Genomic DNA, 14,579 nt, shown 5'->3' with positions numbered 1-14,579 from the left:
CGGCACCCCGTCCGCACGTCCGGCGTCGGACGACGAGGTCTGTGTCGCCAGGGTGGAGCAATTCGACACATGTGGCTCATGTCACGTCGGGGCCGTGCCGATGACCCGGCATGACCACGTTCGAGGACCTCGACCTCGGCGAGGCGTTCGGCGACTTCGGCGACGCGGCCGCTGAGCCCCGCCGACGCTCGCGCGCCTGGGGAGCCGCCGCCTTCCTGCTCGCGATCGCCCTGCTCGTCGCCGGGCTCGTCTGGGTGAACGCCGCGAGGCAGTCACCCCTCGACGTGAGCGCGACGCCCACCGCCGTCGTGCCCGCGCTCGCCGCGGAGCAGACCGCCGCGGACCGGATCACGGACGCCGACCTCGGCGCGATCGACGTCGTGGCGACGACGACGCGCCGGCTCGGCACGTCCGCGTGGGGCGAGCACTACGTGGGCCTCACCGCGAGCGGCTCGGTGTGCCTGCTCACCGTGGTCGAGGGCGACCTGCCGGGGCAGTCGTGCGCGCGGCCCACCACGCACCTCGCGCTCACCACGTCGGACGTGGACGGTCGTGACGTCGTCTGGCTGGCCGCGCAGGGCGCCGAGCCGTCCGACGAGGGCTGGCAGCTCCTCGCGCCGAACCTCTGGGTCCGCGACTGACCCCAGCGCCGCCCGACGTCGACACAGACCGCCGCCGACACTGACCGACGCCGACACTGACCGACGCCAGCACTCACCGGCGCCAGCACTGACCGACGCCAGCACTGACCGACGACACTGACGACGCCGGCACCGACCGATCTCAACGCGCGAGCGCCGTCACCACGCGCGTGATCGACGACGCGATCCCCCACCGCTCCGCGAGCGCGACGAGCGCGTCGGGGTCCGCCGGGGTCGCGGGCAGACGGTCGTCGACGTCGGCCACGGGCGCGTCGTGCGCGACCCGCACGACCTTCGGCGCGACGGCCAGGTAGTCCGCCGCCTCGGTGAGCCGGCGCAGCTGCATCGCGGTCAGCCCGCGGTCGCCCGCGTCGCGGGCCGCGAGCACGCCGTCGAGCGACCCGTACCGCCGCACGAGCGCCGCGGCGGTCTTCTCCCCGATCCCCGGCACGCCGGGCAGCCCGTCCGAGGGGTCGCCGCGCAGCGCGGCCATGTCGGCGTACGCGGCGCCGGACTCCACGTCGTACCGCTCGCGCAGCCGCGCGAGGTCGACGACCTCGAGGTCCTTGATGCCCTTGACCGTGTAGAGGACCCGCACGTGCGTCTCGTCGTCGACGAGCTGGAACAGGTCCCGGTCGCCGGTCACGACGTCGACGGGGTCCCGCTCGTCGGCGGGCTTGGCGCGTTCGCGCGCGACGAGCGTGCCGATCACGTCGTCGGCCTCGAAGCCGGGCGCGCCGAGCCGCGGGATGCCGAGCGCCGCGAGCACCTCCGCGATCACCGGGACCTGCGGCGCGAGCGTGTCGGGGACCTCCTCGATGCTCGTCGGGCCGCCGTCGGCCGCGGACCCGTCGGCGGACACCTTGGCGGACACCTCGGTGGACACCTCGGCGGGGACCTCTGCGGCGACACGGTGCGCCTTGTACGACGGGATCGCCTCGACCCGGAACGCGGGACGCCAGTCGTCGTCCCAGCACGCCACGAGCCGCGTGGGCCGCCGGTCGACGACGAGCCGCGCGATCATGTCGAGCAGCCCGCGCACCGCGTTCACGGGCGAGCCGTCGGGCGCACGTCCCACGGACTCCGGCACCCCGAAGTACGCGCGGAAGTACAGCGACGCGGTGTCCAGCAGCAGCAGCCGACCGTGGGTCATGGGCCCACCGTAGAGCAGGCCCCCGACGCTCTCGTCGGCGGGCACCGCGGGTCAGCCGGCGGGCTGCGGGGGTGCCGTGGCCGGCTGCTTGGGCGGCAGCCCGAGCCGCTCGCGGAACAGCTGACGCTGCACGTACCAGCCGGTTCCGGCGACCGCGAGCCACACGACGAGCATGACGGTCTGCTCCCACCCCTCGTCGGGGTGCGCGAGGAACCCGAGCCCCTCGGGCCACAGCGCGGCGGCGCCGGACAGGATGATGCTCGCGCCGCCGAGCGCGGTGCACCACAGCAGCGCGCGGCGCGCGTACTTCTCGGCGAGCAGCGCGCTCGCGAACGCCGTGACGACGACGAGCAGGATGCCGAGCAGCGCGCTCGTGCCGGGGTCGGCGAGCGCGGACCACAGCTTCGCCCCGATCACGGCGCCCGCGACGAGCCCGACGACGAACGTCGCGAACCGGAAGACCAACGAGACCGTGAGCCACACCAGCAGCGCGGTGCCGAGCCCGACCCACAGCTCGGTCCACGGGTCGGCGTCGAACGCGTCCGCGATCAGGTAGCCGATCGCGAAGCCCGCCGCGACGAGCGCGAGGTTGACCGAGCGGATGCCGTAGAAGCACAGCAGCACGCCGACGAGCAGCACCACCAGGGCCGTGGTCACGCCGCCCACGCTAGACCCGCAGGTCACACCCGGCACGGCGAGGCGCCCGCACGACGAGCACCGCGCACCACGAGCACCACGCCCCACGTGCACCGCGCCCCACGAGCACCGCGCACGACGAGCACCGCGGACGGCCCGCACGACGGAAGGCCGGCCGGTGCCCCTCCGCACCGACCGGCCTCACGTCCTTGCCCGTCCCGGGGGACGTCCTCACCCGGTCCGGACGACGACCTCAGCGTGTGAGGTCGAGCTGGTCGTCCTCGACCGCGATGACGCTCCACGTCGCACCCGAGTCGTCGGACAGCTCGTACGCGGGCACGAGCACCGACGCTCCGTCGTCGAGCACCTGCAGCGCGACGCCGAGCCGAGCGCTCGTGATCGCGACCTGCGTGACGGGCCACGCGATCGGGTCGCCCGCGCGCGGCGTGGCCGGCACGCCCGGCTCGTCGGCGGACGCCGCCTTGCCCGCGAGCGCCGCTTCCTCGCGGGCGCCGGCCGCGAGCGGCCACACGCCGCCCCAGCCGCCCGAGAAGCGCGGGTCGTTGAGCCGCTCGACCGCGTCGGCCGCGCTGATCACGTCGTAGTCGCCGAGCTCGACGACCGGCGCGATCGGCCCGTACGCGGACTGCACGCCGTCGCTCATGACGAGGAAGCTCCACACGGCCTGCGTCGCCTGGCCGTCGACGACGAGCGTCGCGAGCACGTTGGTGCCGGCGCCCGAGTCGGTCGTGACCTCGAACGTGTAGTCGCCCGCGTCGAGCCCGAGGTCCTCGAGCGTCTTCTTCGCGGTCGCGGTCGCGGACTTCTGAGACGGTGCGTCGCCCGTGCAGTCCGCCGCGGGCTCGGGCGCCTCGACACCGTCCACGCCCTGCGACGTGCCGGCGACGTCGCTGTTCGGCTTGTCGGGCATGGAGATCTGCTCGCAGCCCCACGGGTCACGCGTCGGGTCGTAGTACGCGACGCTCGCCATCCCGTCGGGGCTCAGGCTCACGTTGGCCGCGGACCCGTCGACCGGGCCGAGCGTCAGGCCGTACTCGTCGGACACGTCGCCCGTGACGCCGAAGACCTCCGCGACCGCGCGCAGCGTCGCCTCGGAGTAGACGGACGCGGCGTCGAACGCCCACGCGGCGTGCTCGCCGGTCTCGTCGGACAGGCCCTCGCCGTGGAACACCTGGCGTCCGCCGTAGCCCCATCCGGGCATGAGCCGGTCGGCGGCGCGCTGTCCCGCCTCGGTCGCGAAGCCGCCCGCGGGGGCCGTGCCGCCCATGGTCATCACCCCGCTGTCCTCGGCCGCCTCCTCGGCCGCGCCGGCGCCCGCGCCCGCGTCGAGCGAGATCGCGGCGGCCACCTCCGGCGAGCCGCCCTGCGCGCCGATCGCGTAGCCGCCGCCACCGACGGCCGCGAACGCGGCGACCGCCGCGGCGGCGCCGATCCAGCGTGTGCGGCGCAGCCGCCGGGCACGCGCCGCGGCGAGCTCGTCGAGCTGCGCGGGCTGCTCGGACCCGGGGGCGGCTGCGTCGCCGACGGTCTCGGGGGCGTCGGCGGCCGCGCCGGTCGCGATGCTCACGCCCGTGCTCGCGGCCAGCGTGGCGTGCAGGCGCCCGGTGTCGAGCGTCGCCCCCGCCGCGGGGTCCGCCTCCGCGACGCGGCGCAGCGCCTCGTCGACGAGCGCGGGGTCGACCGGACGGTCGTCGTCGTGCGTGCTCACGGGTCCTCCAGGGGGTCCTGCGCGTCGTGCCGGACGCGCTTCCTGTCTCCTCTGTGTGCGCGGTGCGTCGCGTCTTGCACGACGAGCGCGGCGCGTCGCGTCCTGCACGACGAGCGCGTCGCGTCCTGCACGACGAGCGCGGCCGGCGCGTGCCGTCCGACGAGCCCGCGGCTCACGGACGGGGCGCCGAGGGTCAGTCGGACGTGTCCGACGACTGCGCCCACGCCGCGGCGAGGCGCGCGCGGGCCCGGCTCAGCGCGGCGTCCGCGCCGCCCCGGCCGATGCCCAGCACGTCCGCGAGCGCCTGACCCGTCAGGCCCTCCCACGCGTTGAGCAGGACGATCTTGCGGTCGCGCGGGCTGAGCGCGGCCAACGCGGTGCGCACCTGGTCGTCGTGCACGGCGCGCAGCGCGGGGTCGTCCTGGTCGACGATCTCCGGCAGGTGCTCGACCGGGACGGGCCGGCCCTTGCGGCGGTGGTTCGCGAGCACGTAGCCCGCGGTCCGGTAGAGCCACGGCAGCTCGGCGCCCTCGGGGACGTCGTCGCGGCGGCGCCACGCGATCGTCAGGACGTCGGCGGTGAGGTCCTCGGCGTCCTGGCCCGCGCGGCGCACGAGGAACCGGTGCACGTCGTGCTGGTGCGCGCGCACGAGCGCGGTGTACCAGTCGGCACCGCGGGTCAGGCCGATCGCCCGGTCGGGCGCACCGGTCACGAGCTCGTCGTCGGACACGCCGTCACGGTAGTCGTGCGGGCTGTCGGGCACGCGGTGGGGCACGCGGTCGGGCACGCCGTCCTGCTCGTCGTCGAGCCCGTCGAGCGCGTCGCGGCCGGTGTCGTCGGGCACCTCGTCGGGCGCGGCGCCACGCTCGTCGTCCTCACCGTCGGACTCGTCGGCGGCCTCGTCGTCGAGCTCGGCGTCCACCTCGGCGTCGACCTCGGGGTCGTCGTCGAGGGGCGGCAGGAGGCGCAGTGCGAGGGCGCCCGTCGTCGGGGGCACCTCGACCTCGGCGGGCGGCTCGTCGCGTGACACGTGCACCTCGTCTCGTCAGTCATCGACCGGCTGGTGCGGGGCGCGCGACGGCGCACCCTGCACCCCTCCATGTCGCGGGACCGGGCGGTCTTGCACGTCAGGAGCACGTTCCCCGGAACAGCTTCCGAGCAGCCGCTCGACCGGCTCTCGGCGCGCACGCGCGCGTCAGAGACCGTCGGCGACGATCGCGGTCGCCCGCAGCCACGCGTCGCGCGTCGCGGGACGCAGCGACTCGTACGCGATCGGCCCGCCCGAGACGAGCGACGGGTCGTACGGGACCTCGACGACCGCACGCGTGAGCGCGCCGAAGTGGCTGCGCAGCCGCTTGCGCAGGTCCTTGTCGATCTTGCGGTCCGGGGCGGACAGGATCGTCACGGCGCGACGCACCGCGTCGTCGTTGCCCGTGGCGCGCAGCGCGTCGAGCGCCCACGCCGCGGACTGCGCGGTGTCCTCGCGGATCGTCGAGACGACGACCACCTGGTCGGCCGCGTCGATCGCGGCCTGCCAGTTGGAGGCGCGCATGTTGTTGCCGGTGTCGATCACGAGCACGCGGTAGAACCGCGACAGCACGCGGTGCAGCGCCGCGAACGACGCCGCGTCCATCGACGACGCGGACGCCGCGCTCTCGTCGGACGCGAGCACGTCGAACTGCTCGTCGGTCTGCGTGCGCACGAACCCGTCGAGGTCGCCCACGCGGACCGTGGCCGCACCGCCGAGCGACGGCAGCGCCTGCAGCAGGTCGACCGCTGTGTGCTGGTGGTCGGTGTGCGCCGAGCGCCAGCCGAGCGTCCCGCGCGTCTCGTTGTTGTCCCACGCGAGCGTGTACCCGCCGCGCTGCAGGCCGAACGTCGCGGCGAGCAGCATGGTCGCGGTCGTCTTGTGCGCGCCGCCCTTGGGGTTGAGCACGACGACCGTGCGCGGGCCGTCGAACGTGCGCCGCACCGCCGCGGTCTGCACGCGACGCTGCTGCTCCGCGCGCCCGGGCCCGAGCTTGACGCCGCCGAACGTCACGCGCCGCAGGCCGGCACGCCAGCCGTGCTCGGCGGGTCCGGTCGCGGCCTGGTGGCGCTTGGCGAGCAGGTCGTCGAGCGTGGGGAGCGTCGCGGACGTGCGCTCGACCTCGTGGACGGCGCTCGTCGTCGGCGAGGTCGCGGTGGTGCCGCCGGCGGCAGCACCGGTGAGGGTCGTCGGACCCGTCGTCGGGCTCGCGACACCCGCGCCCGCGGGCCCGGCCAGGTCTCCCCCGACCGTCGTCGCGCCGAGGTCGGCCGGCGCGCCCGGTGCCGTGGCTCCCGCGCCCGTCGCGCCGGGAGCGGTCGGGCTCGGCAGGACGATGCCGGTGTCCACCGCGCTCCCGGGGGCGGCGCCGGAGGCAGGAGCGGCGGCAAGCGCCGTGGGCGTCTCGGTCCCGACGCCCTCCGCGGCCGCGAGCGCGGCCTCGGCGAGCGTGCCGGCCTCGTCGGTCGCGGCGACCGCGGCGCCGTCCGCGGGTGCCTCGTCGACGAGCCCGTCGGGGTGGATGAGCAGCGACCACATGCCGTCGGGGTCACGCACCTGCACGGGGACGGGCGCGCCGACCTCGCCGGCGATCGCCGCGATGCGCTCGGTGATCGCGGCGCCCGCCTCCTGGAGGTTGGCCATGCGGATGCGCTCGATCACCCCGTCGACCGAGATCTGCCCCGTGCCGTCGTCGCGCACCTCCGCGGTGACCTGCGGCAGCCGCGCGATCCGGGTCGTGCTGTCGGTGTCGCTCATCGGTGGTCCCTCCTCGTCGGCCCCCCGTGGCGAAACTACGCGAATGTCCGGTTTCTCGCGCGCGCCAGGGCAGGCGAAAACCTCGTGCGACCTGCGGGGGATGCCCCGATCTTCGCACGACGACGTCTCGCGCACCCGGCGGTCGTGACGCGGTGCCGCTCGCACCGCGCCGTCCGACCCCCGGGTCACGGGCGGGTCAGAGGTCCTCGACCTCGAACCAGACGACGGTCCGGCCGGGCTCGTGCGTCGTGCCCCACGCGGCGGACAACGCGTCGACGATCGCGAGCCCGCGACCGTTCGGTGCGGTGGGCTCGGTGTGCCGCACCTCGGGCGTGCCACCGCCGTGGTCCGTGACCTCGACGCGCAGCACCCCCGCGGTCACGGTCACGCGCACGACCACGTCGTCGTCGTGCGGACCGTGCACCACGGTGTTCGCGACCACCTCGCCCGTCAGCAGCTCCGCGACCTGGTTCGCCGCGCCGCCGATGCCCGCGGCCGCGGCGACCTGCATGACCCACCGCCGTGCCGTGCGCGGGGCCGTGGGGGCCGCCGTGAGCACGAGCTCGTCGTGCACCTCGGGCGCGCGCAGGCGCACGCTCGCCGCGCTCCGGATGTCCCTCACCTCGCCCACGCCATCAGGGTGCACGACGAATCCGCGGTCCGCTGGTCGAGCGCGTCGAACGCCCGGTTCGCCTCCGACGCGCGGCGTCCCGAACGCGGGGGTCTCGATCGTGGGCACCCGGGCATCGTGCCACCAGCGAGTGACGCACGTCACCCGTCGCACCTAGGTTGTGGACATGCCGTCCAAGACTCCCGCGACCGAGATCGACGTCCGTGGCCGCACCGTGCGCGTGTCCAGCCCGGACAAGGTCTACTTCCCCGCGCGCGGGCTCACGAAGCTCGACGTCGTGCGGTACTTCGTCGAGGTCGGGGACGGGATCCTCGCCGCGCTGCTCGACCGCCCGACGACGCTCGAGCGCTGGCCGAAGGGCGTGTTCGAGGGCGCGAAGCTCGCGACGCGAGCGGACTCGACCGGCGACGCGTTCTACCAGAAGCGCGTCCCGGCGGGCGCCCCGGACTACGTGCGCACCGCCCGGATCGCGTTCCCGTCGGGGCGCACGGCCGACGAGGTGGCGCCGAGCGAGCTCGCGGTCGTCGCGTGGGCCGCGAACCTCGGCACGCTGACATTTCACCCGTGGCCCGTCACGTCCGACGACGTCGAGCGACCCGACCAGCTGCGCATCGACCTGGACCCGCAGCCCGGCACGGACTTCTCCGACGCGGCACGCGTCGCCCCGCACGTGCGCGAGCTGCTCGCCGAGCACGGGCTCGAGGGCTGGCCCAAGACGTCCGGCGGGCGCGGCATCCACGTGTTCGTGCCGATCGAGCCGCGCTGGACGTTCGTGGAGGCGCGCCGCGCGACCATCGCGTTCGGCCGCGAGCTGGAACGCCGGCTGCCCGACGAGGTCACGATGAAGTGGTGGAAGGAGGAGCGCGGCTCGAAGATCTTCGTGGACTACAACCAGATGGCCCGCGACCGGACGATCGCGTCCGCGTACTCGGTGCGCACCAACGCGCGCGCCACGGTCTCCGCGCCGCTGACCTGGGACGAGGTCGCCGACGTCCACCCCGACGACTTCGACGTCACGACGATGCCCGCGCGGTTCGCCGCGGTGGGCGACCTGTTCGCGCCGCTCGCCGCGCACGCGCCCGGGCGGTTCTCGATCGAGTCGCTGCTCGAGCTCGCGGAGCGCCAGGAGCACGACGAGGGCCACGCCGACCTGCCGTACCCGCCGGAGTACCCGAAGATGCCCGGCGAGCCGCCGCGCGTGCAGCCGTCCCGCGCCCGCAAGCCCTCCCCCGCAGCCGATCCCGAGACCGAGGGGTAGCCCTCAGCCCACGTACTCGAAGTGCCAGTACTCGGGGTTGCTCCCGCCCTGGCGCGCCCACGACGGCTGCACCCACCCGTACGCGGGGCCCTTCTCGACGAGCCACGAGTGCTGCGGCGTGCCGTACCCGTACTCGCATGGCAGCTCGGGCACGTCGAGCGCGTACCCCGTGCCGTGCTTCGACGTCCCCGGCTTCGCCGCGATCGAGCCGAGGGCCTCGCGCATCGCGACCTGCGTCGCGTAGTCCCGGTACGTGAGGTCCAGGTCGAGGTCGTGGCCGAACCGCGCGCGGAACGCGGCGTTGAGCCGCTCGAGCGCCGCGGTCGCCTCGGTGCGCAGCCAGTAACGCGTGCCCTTCGGGTCGACGCCCCAGGACGTGGCCGCCAGCATCGACTCGGGCAGCCGGCCGTTGGAGCCGTCACCGCCCTTCGTCGGCGGTGACGTGTAGAACGGCGGGCCGTCGTACGTGGTGCGGCAGCGGTCGTCGTCGGACCCTGGGTCCTGACCTGCCGCCGGGGGCGGATCCGGGGTGCGCTCCGCCTCACGCGCCTCCTGCTCGCGGCGCTCGACCCACTCCTCGTGGGACGCGACGACCGCCGCCCGCGCCGCGAGGACCTCGGCCGCGAGCATGCGCAGCGCGGCCACCGACTCCCCCTCGGCCGCGCCCGCCGTGGCGTCCTCGGGCGTGGACTCGAGCGCGTGCTTCGCGCGCTGCAGCACCTCGGCGAGCGCGTCGCGCACGTCGTCGTCGACGACCTCGCCCTCGCTCGACGCGAGCGTCTCGTCTCCCTGCTCGACCGCGTCGAGGAGCGCCGCCCGCGCCTGCTGCCGCGTCGTCGCGGCGAGCGCCGCCGACGCGCGTGCGGCCGCCGCGCCCCGCGCCACGGCCTCGTCGGCGAACGCCTCCGCGGCCACCCGGGCCGACGCGCTCGCGTCCGCGCTCGCCGCGGCGGCGTCCCGACGACCGTCCAGCACCCCCGCCCCGACGACCACGCCCGCGACGACGCCGAGCACGACGACCCCGGTCGCCACCACGCGGGCACGCGCACGGCCACCGGTGAGGCGTCTCGCTCGTCGGACCATCGAGCGAGTGTGCCGGGCGGAGGAACCGGACGCAACGCACGGACCACCCGACGGCTGCGACCCGTCCGGGTGCAACTCCCGCACATCGGCCCCGGTCCGCTCAAGAGGCGCAGGTCGCACGCCGATGGCATCGGCATGACCGAAGCCTCCGCCATCCCCGCGGCGGGTGCTGCCGCACTCGCCGCCGCCGGGATGCGGGAGCTCGCCGACGACGAGCGCGGGCACCTCGACCGGCTGCGCGGCCACCTCGCCGCGAGCGGCGTTCCCGTGAGCACGGTCGAGGGACTCGGTGACCTGCTGCAGGCGGCGCACGCGGCGTGGGTCACGACGCCCGCCGGGCAACGACCGGACCCGAGCCCGATGATCACGTCCATCGCCGTCGGCGTGGGCGACCTGATCCTCGCGTCCGCGCCCGCCGCACGCTGGGTGCTGCACGTCGACGGGCCCACGGCCTCCCCCGCGCTGCTGTCGACCGACGGGTCCGCCGCGGTCGTCCCGTTCGCCGACGTCCGCCGCCGCTGGGCCGACGGTGCCGCACGCGCCGACGAGCGCGCGGCCGGTCAGGTCCCCGCGCACGTCCCGGGCGACCCGACGCAGCCCGACCCGAGCGACGTCGACGGCGACGCCGCGTGGCTCGAGCGCTACGTGACCGCGGCGTCGTCGCACCTGGCGGCGGCCGAGGCGGCGCTCGTCCAGGCCGCGTTCGCCGAGGCGGGGATCACGACGCCCGGCTCCGGTCTGCACGAGCACGTGCAGGACCACGTGCCCGCGCCGCGCCCGCCCGTGCCCGACGAGCACGCGTGGCAGCCCGAGCAGGGGACCGAGCAGGCGACCCAGCACGCGGCCGGGAGCGCGGCCGGGATCACGACAGGGATCACGACAGGGAGCTCGACAGGGAGCTCGACAGGGCAGGTCGCGTCCGTCGGCGTGGCGCCCGAGGACGTGCTCGCCGCGCGCGCCGAGGTCGTCGACGAGGTCGAGCCGCCGCAGGACGCGACCCCGCGCGGGCGCCGCGCGACCCGCGCCCGCGGTGCCGCCGACCTGCCCGACGAGCCCGTCATCCGCTACCGCACGCCCGGCGAGCTGCCGTACGTGCCGTCGGTCGACGCGCAGAACCTCGCGCTGCGCGCGCTCGACCGCGGGCTCACGCACGCGATCTCCGACGGCCCCACGCCGTTCGCGATGCGCGACGACGGCACGAACGTGCACGTCAAGTGGTTCCAGGCCGACAACGACGCGGCCCTCGGGCTCGCCGAGAAGTGGGTCACGGACGCGCTCGGGCTACGTGCGGCGATCGGCTGGATCGTCCCGCTCGACGACGACGCCGCGGCGCACCTGCCCGGCCTCGGTGCGGTCCCGCCCGACGACACCGCGGCGTCGCTCGGCGCCGACCACGCGGTCGTCGTGCTCGCGTCCGACGCGCGCATGCCCGGCATGGTCGTCGCCCACCGGTTCTCCAGCGGTGCGCGCACGGGCGCAGCCGGCTGCCCGATCGGCGAGCCCATCGTCGTCGGCCCCTGCCCGACGGTCCTCTAGGCCGTCAGGCGACCGCGAACTCGACCCACAGCGGGTAGTGGTCGCTCACGCGCCACGACACCTCCGTGCGCGTGAGCCCCGGGAACACGTGCGGCAGGAAGTCGAACCCGCCCGCGCGGCGCGTGTACGTCATGCCCTCGAGCAGCGACGCGCCCCTGTCGTCCGAGAACCACGCGACCTGGTCGTAGAAGTGCCGGTCGTGGTCGTCGTCGAAGATCGTGCGCGGCACGTCGTTCAGCTCGCTCGGCGGCCACAGGCCCGTGGACACGAACGCCTCGTACAGCGGGTTGCCCAGCCGGTCGAGGTTGAAGTCGCCCAGCACCAGCAGGTTCGAGTTCCAGTCGTCCGCACGGTCCGCCCACCGGCGCATCCACTGCGCGAACTGCTCGATCTCCAGCACGCGCGCGCTCGGCGTCCCCCACAGCACGTGCACCGTCGTCAGCACGAACGACACCGGCTCACGGGTGTCACCCGCCGCCCGCACCCGCTCGAAGCCCACCGCGTACGGCGTGCGCGCGAACTGGTCCGCCGCCTGCCCCGCGACCGGCGGCAGCACGATCTCCCCCACGAGCCCCGACGGCTCGACGCGCGACGAGTCGTACAGGAACGCCAGCCGCTCCCCGTTGCCCGCGCTGCCCTCCGTGACGTCCGAGGCCAGCACCCGCCACGTCGGCCCGAGCCGCGAGCGCAGGAACCGCAGCGCCGCCGTCGAGCGGCGCACCTCCTGCAGCGCCACCACGTCCAGGTGCTCGACGACCGCCGCGATCAGCGCGACCGCCGCCCAGTCCCGCTTCGGCGACGTGCTCGGGCCCGCAGCCCACGTGGGGCTCACGGCGCCGAACGCGCGCAGGTTCCACGTGCCGACCAGCAGGTTGTCGTCCGTGCGGGCCGGGACGGTCGCCGCGACCTGTGCGCGCAGCGCCGCGACCTGCGCCACGACCTGGTCGGGCGTCGCCGGCGGACCCGCGGGCACGCTCACCTCTCCATGGCACCACCACGCGGGTGGGCTCACCACCCCCGCAGCGGGCGAAGTCTCACGCCTGCGGCGCGCGCCCCTCGTCCGCCGTCGCCTCCGGCTGGGCGGGCGGCTCAGCGGGCGACTCGGCGGGCGGCGCGGCCGGCGGTTCGACCCGCGCCGCCACGGCCGCCGCGCGCACGCGCACGACGGTCGCGACGAGCCACACGACGCCGATCAGCGCGAACGGCCACGGGTAGCGAGGCGCCGAGAACACGGCGGCGACACCGATGACCAGACCCGCGGCGAGCGCGGACAGCACCTGCCGGTCCCGCAGGACGCGACCGAGGACGGACCGAGGCTTCGAGGACATGCCGCCATTCTCCCCGCCCGGGCGCACGACGAAGCCGCCTGCTCCCGCTGGCGGCGCACGGGTGCGGCCAGCAGTGCGTCCTGCTGGTCGACGGTCAGGGCGGGGCGCGTGCTGGACGTCGCCGCACCTCCTGAGGGTCAGGACATGACGAGGCGCGGTGCGAGGTCGCCGACCCTGCGACCGAGCTCGGCGACGGCGAGGTCGAACGCGTCGTCGGTGCCGGCGGGCACCGGGTCGGGGATGGACCAGTGGACGTCGGCGGTCAGGCCGACCTCTTCGTGGGCGCGGTCGCACACGGTGATGACGAGGTCGTCCTCGCGTCGCACGGAGTCGAGGTGCTGGGGGTGCTGGTCGCGCAGGTCGAGGTCGTGACGACCGGCGGCCGCGACCGCGCCAGGGGCGATGGCGGAGGCCGGGTGCGTGCCGGCGGAGACGGCGGGGATGGTGCTCGCGCGACGCCAGAGGGCGACGGCGAGGTGGGAGCGGGCGGAGTTCGCGGTGCAGATGAACAGCACGCGCGGCGGCTTGGGGAGCGCGGTGGTGAACGGTCCGAGCTCGGTCGGCAGGAGCCGCAGGTAGGTGCGGCGCCGGTCGCCCTCGGAGCGGGTGCGCTCGACCAGGCCGTGCTCGACGAGGACGTTGACGTGGTGCGCGAGCAGGTTCGAGGGCATGGACAGCTCGGCCGCGAGCTCCGACGGAGAGGCGTCGCCGCGGGAGAGCAGGTCGACGACCGCGAGACGTCCGGGGTCGGACAGGGCCCCGTGCAGGGCCGCACGGCGCTCGACCTGACGCATCCACTCAGTGTTCATTGAGTCAATCTTGACTGAGCGGCATGCCGCCGGTCAACATGTCGGCGTGACCTCTTCCGAACGGCCGTCGGCCCCACCCTCGCTCGGCCGACGCCTCACCGCCGAAGGCGGTCCTGGCGCAATGATCAACGTGCTGTTCGTGTGCGTGCACAACGCCGGCCGCTCCCAGCTCGCCGCCGGGCTCGCCGAGGCCATCGGCGGCGGTCGCCTGAGCGTCGCCTCGGCCGGCACGGAGCCCGAGGACCACGTGAGCGACGTCGTCATCGGTTCGCTCGCCGAGGTCGGCGTCGACTGGACCGGCCGCACCCCGACGCGCCTGACACGCCAGGCCGTCGAGGCCGCCGACGTCGTCGTCGCACTCAAGCCCTCCCTCGTCCTGCCGCAGGTCGACGGCGTCCGCTACGAGACCTGGCCGCTGCCCGACGCCGCAGGCTGGGACCTCGACGGCATCCGCCCCCTGCGCGAGCACCTGCGCGAGCGCATCGAGTCCCTGGCGTCGAGCTCGACACCCACCACACCCTGAAGGAGCACACCCATGACCACGACCGACTCCCCCAGCGTCCTGTTCGTCTGCGTGCACAACGCCGGCCGCTCCCAGATGGCCGCGGGCTTCCTCACGGCGCTGTCCGGCGGTGCCGTCGAGGTCCGCTCGGCCGGCTCGATGCCCGCCGACCAGGTCAACCCCGTCGCCGTCGCTGCGATGGCGGAGGTCGGCATCGACATCGCTGCCGAGCAGCCCAAGATCCTCACCGCCGACGCCGTGCAGTCCTCCGACGTCGTGGTCACCATGGGCTGCGGCGACGCCTGCCCCTACTTCCCCGGCGTCCGCTACGAGGACTGGAAGCTCGACGACCCGGCCGGCCAGGGCATCGAGGCCGTCCGCCCCATCCGTGACGAGATCCGCACGCGGGTCCTGGGCCTGCTGGACCAGCTCGGCGTCCGACCGGTCAGCGCATGACGAGCGTGCGCGACCTCGTCATCGTCGGATCG

General features: G+C 75.2%; 15 protein-coding genes. 5 read left to right on the top strand and 10 right to left on the bottom strand.

The features are described 5' to 3' along the window. Positions 1–110 precede the first annotated feature (110 nt). Positions 111–641 carry a hypothetical protein gene (locus F1D97_RS05275; protein ID WP_236122747.1) on the top strand — a complete coding sequence of 177 codons (531 nt, stop codon included), beginning with the start codon at positions 111–113 and terminating at the stop codon, positions 639–641. A 142-nt stretch (positions 642–783) separates the two neighbouring features. Here the strand turns inward: F1D97_RS05275 and F1D97_RS05270 are convergent, their stop codons facing one another. The 6 genes from F1D97_RS05270 to F1D97_RS05245 form a co-directional block, all read right to left on the bottom strand. After that, positions 784–1,794, bottom strand: a complete 1,011-nt coding sequence (locus F1D97_RS05270; protein WP_236122746.1) for a 5'-3' exonuclease — start codon at positions 1,792–1,794, stop codon at positions 784–786. 51 nt (positions 1,795–1,845) lie between these two features. Continuing rightward, positions 1,846–2,451 carry a DUF4203 domain-containing protein gene (locus tag F1D97_RS05265; protein WP_236122745.1) on the bottom strand — a complete coding sequence of 202 codons (606 nt, stop codon included), beginning with the start codon at positions 2,449–2,451 and terminating at the stop codon, positions 1,846–1,848. A gap of 232 nt (positions 2,452–2,683) precedes the next feature. Next, a complete protein-coding gene (locus F1D97_RS05260) occupies positions 2,684–4,159 on the bottom strand; it encodes a hypothetical protein (RefSeq protein ID WP_236122744.1) in 1,476 nt (491 codons plus the stop codon). A gap of 193 nt (positions 4,160–4,352) precedes the next feature. Next, positions 4,353–5,189 carry a sigma-70 family RNA polymerase sigma factor gene (locus tag F1D97_RS05255; protein ID WP_236122743.1) on the bottom strand — a complete coding sequence of 279 codons (837 nt, stop codon included), beginning with the start codon at positions 5,187–5,189 and terminating at the stop codon, positions 4,353–4,355. Between the two features lie 165 nt (positions 5,190–5,354). Continuing rightward, positions 5,355–6,944 carry a MinD/ParA family ATP-binding protein gene (locus F1D97_RS05250; RefSeq protein ID WP_236122742.1) on the bottom strand — a complete coding sequence of 530 codons (1,590 nt, stop codon included), beginning with the start codon at positions 6,942–6,944 and terminating at the stop codon, positions 5,355–5,357. A 196-nt stretch (positions 6,945–7,140) separates the two neighbouring features. Then, positions 7,141–7,575, bottom strand: coding sequence for an ATP-binding protein (locus F1D97_RS05245; RefSeq protein ID WP_236122740.1), 435 nt, complete (start codon positions 7,573–7,575; stop codon positions 7,141–7,143). A 166-nt stretch (positions 7,576–7,741) separates the two neighbouring features. On the opposite strand from F1D97_RS05245, the gene ligD reads away from it, so the two are divergent. Continuing rightward, positions 7,742–8,833, top strand: a complete 1,092-nt coding sequence (ligD, locus tag F1D97_RS05240; protein ID WP_236122738.1) for a non-homologous end-joining DNA ligase — start codon at positions 7,742–7,744, stop codon at positions 8,831–8,833. A 3-nt stretch (positions 8,834–8,836) separates the two neighbouring features. On the opposite strand, the gene F1D97_RS05235 is transcribed toward ligD, so the two are convergent. Further along, on the bottom strand, positions 8,837–9,916 hold the full coding sequence (locus F1D97_RS05235) for a M15 family metallopeptidase (RefSeq protein WP_236122737.1): 1,080 nt from the start codon (positions 9,914–9,916) through the stop codon (positions 8,837–8,839). A 135-nt stretch (positions 9,917–10,051) separates the two neighbouring features. Between F1D97_RS05235 and F1D97_RS05230 the strand changes: the two genes are divergently transcribed. Next, a complete protein-coding gene (locus F1D97_RS05230) occupies positions 10,052–11,452 on the top strand; it encodes a hypothetical protein (protein ID WP_236122736.1) in 1,401 nt (466 codons plus the stop codon). 4 nt (positions 11,453–11,456) lie between these two features. On the opposite strand, the gene F1D97_RS05225 is transcribed toward F1D97_RS05230, so the two are convergent. The 3 genes from F1D97_RS05225 to F1D97_RS05215 all read right to left on the bottom strand — a co-directional run bounded on the left by F1D97_RS05225 (position 11,457) and on the right by F1D97_RS05215 (position 13,589). Continuing rightward, the gene (locus F1D97_RS05225) at positions 11,457–12,431 is read right to left on the bottom strand and encodes an endonuclease/exonuclease/phosphatase family protein (RefSeq protein WP_236122734.1); all 975 of its coding nucleotides are present in this window, start codon (positions 12,429–12,431) and stop codon (positions 11,457–11,459) included. Between the two features lie 55 nt (positions 12,432–12,486). Next, positions 12,487–12,780, bottom strand: coding sequence for a hypothetical protein (locus F1D97_RS05220; RefSeq protein WP_141320223.1), 294 nt, complete (start codon positions 12,778–12,780; stop codon positions 12,487–12,489). A 137-nt stretch (positions 12,781–12,917) separates the two neighbouring features. Beyond that, positions 12,918–13,589, bottom strand: a complete 672-nt coding sequence (locus F1D97_RS05215; RefSeq protein ID WP_141320225.1) for an arsenate reductase/protein-tyrosine-phosphatase family protein — start codon at positions 13,587–13,589, stop codon at positions 12,918–12,920. 121 nt (positions 13,590–13,710) lie between these two features. Here F1D97_RS05215 and F1D97_RS05210 point away from each other — a divergent pair, with 121 nt between their 5' ends. Then, entirely contained in the window at positions 13,711–14,112 is a 402-nt protein-coding gene (locus tag F1D97_RS05210; RefSeq protein WP_236122732.1) for an arsenate-mycothiol transferase ArsC, read from the top strand. Positions 14,113–14,124: 12 nt separating this feature from the next. After that, positions 14,125–14,547 carry an arsenate reductase ArsC gene (locus F1D97_RS05205; protein ID WP_236122730.1) on the top strand — a complete coding sequence of 141 codons (423 nt, stop codon included), beginning with the start codon at positions 14,125–14,127 and terminating at the stop codon, positions 14,545–14,547. Positions 14,548–14,579: the final 32 nt, after the last annotated feature.

This window comes from Cellulomonas palmilytica (assembly GCF_021590045.1).
GTDB classification, from domain to species: Bacteria; Actinomycetota; Actinomycetes; order Actinomycetales; family Cellulomonadaceae; genus Cellulomonas; species Cellulomonas palmilytica.
This window is presented reverse-complemented; position numbering and strand designations above follow the sequence as displayed.

Coding starts and splice junctions, on each gene's coding strand:
- F1D97_RS05220 (WP_141320223.1), bottom strand. CDS start 12,780: ATGTCCTCGAAGCCTCGGTCCGTCCTCGGTCGCGTCCTGCGGGACCGG.
- F1D97_RS05275 (WP_236122747.1), top strand. CDS start 111: ATGACCACGTTCGAGGACCTCGACCTCGGCGAGGCGTTCGGCGACTTC.
- F1D97_RS05205 (WP_236122730.1), top strand. CDS start 14,125: ATGACCACGACCGACTCCCCCAGCGTCCTGTTCGTCTGCGTGCACAAC.
- ligD (WP_236122738.1), top strand. CDS start 7,742: ATGCCGTCCAAGACTCCCGCGACCGAGATCGACGTCCGTGGCCGCACC.
- F1D97_RS05270 (WP_236122746.1), bottom strand. CDS start 1,794: ATGACCCACGGTCGGCTGCTGCTGCTGGACACCGCGTCGCTGTACTTC.
- F1D97_RS05235 (WP_236122737.1), bottom strand. CDS start 9,916: ATGGTCCGACGAGCGAGACGCCTCACCGGTGGCCGTGCGCGTGCCCGC.
- F1D97_RS05250 (WP_236122742.1), bottom strand. CDS start 6,944: ATGAGCGACACCGACAGCACGACCCGGATCGCGCGGCTGCCGCAGGTC.
- F1D97_RS05215 (WP_141320225.1), bottom strand. CDS start 13,589: ATGAACACTGAGTGGATGCGTCAGGTCGAGCGCCGTGCGGCCCTGCAC.
- F1D97_RS05210 (WP_236122732.1), top strand. CDS start 13,711: ATGATCAACGTGCTGTTCGTGTGCGTGCACAACGCCGGCCGCTCCCAG.
- F1D97_RS05230 (WP_236122736.1), top strand. CDS start 10,052: ATGACCGAAGCCTCCGCCATCCCCGCGGCGGGTGCTGCCGCACTCGCC.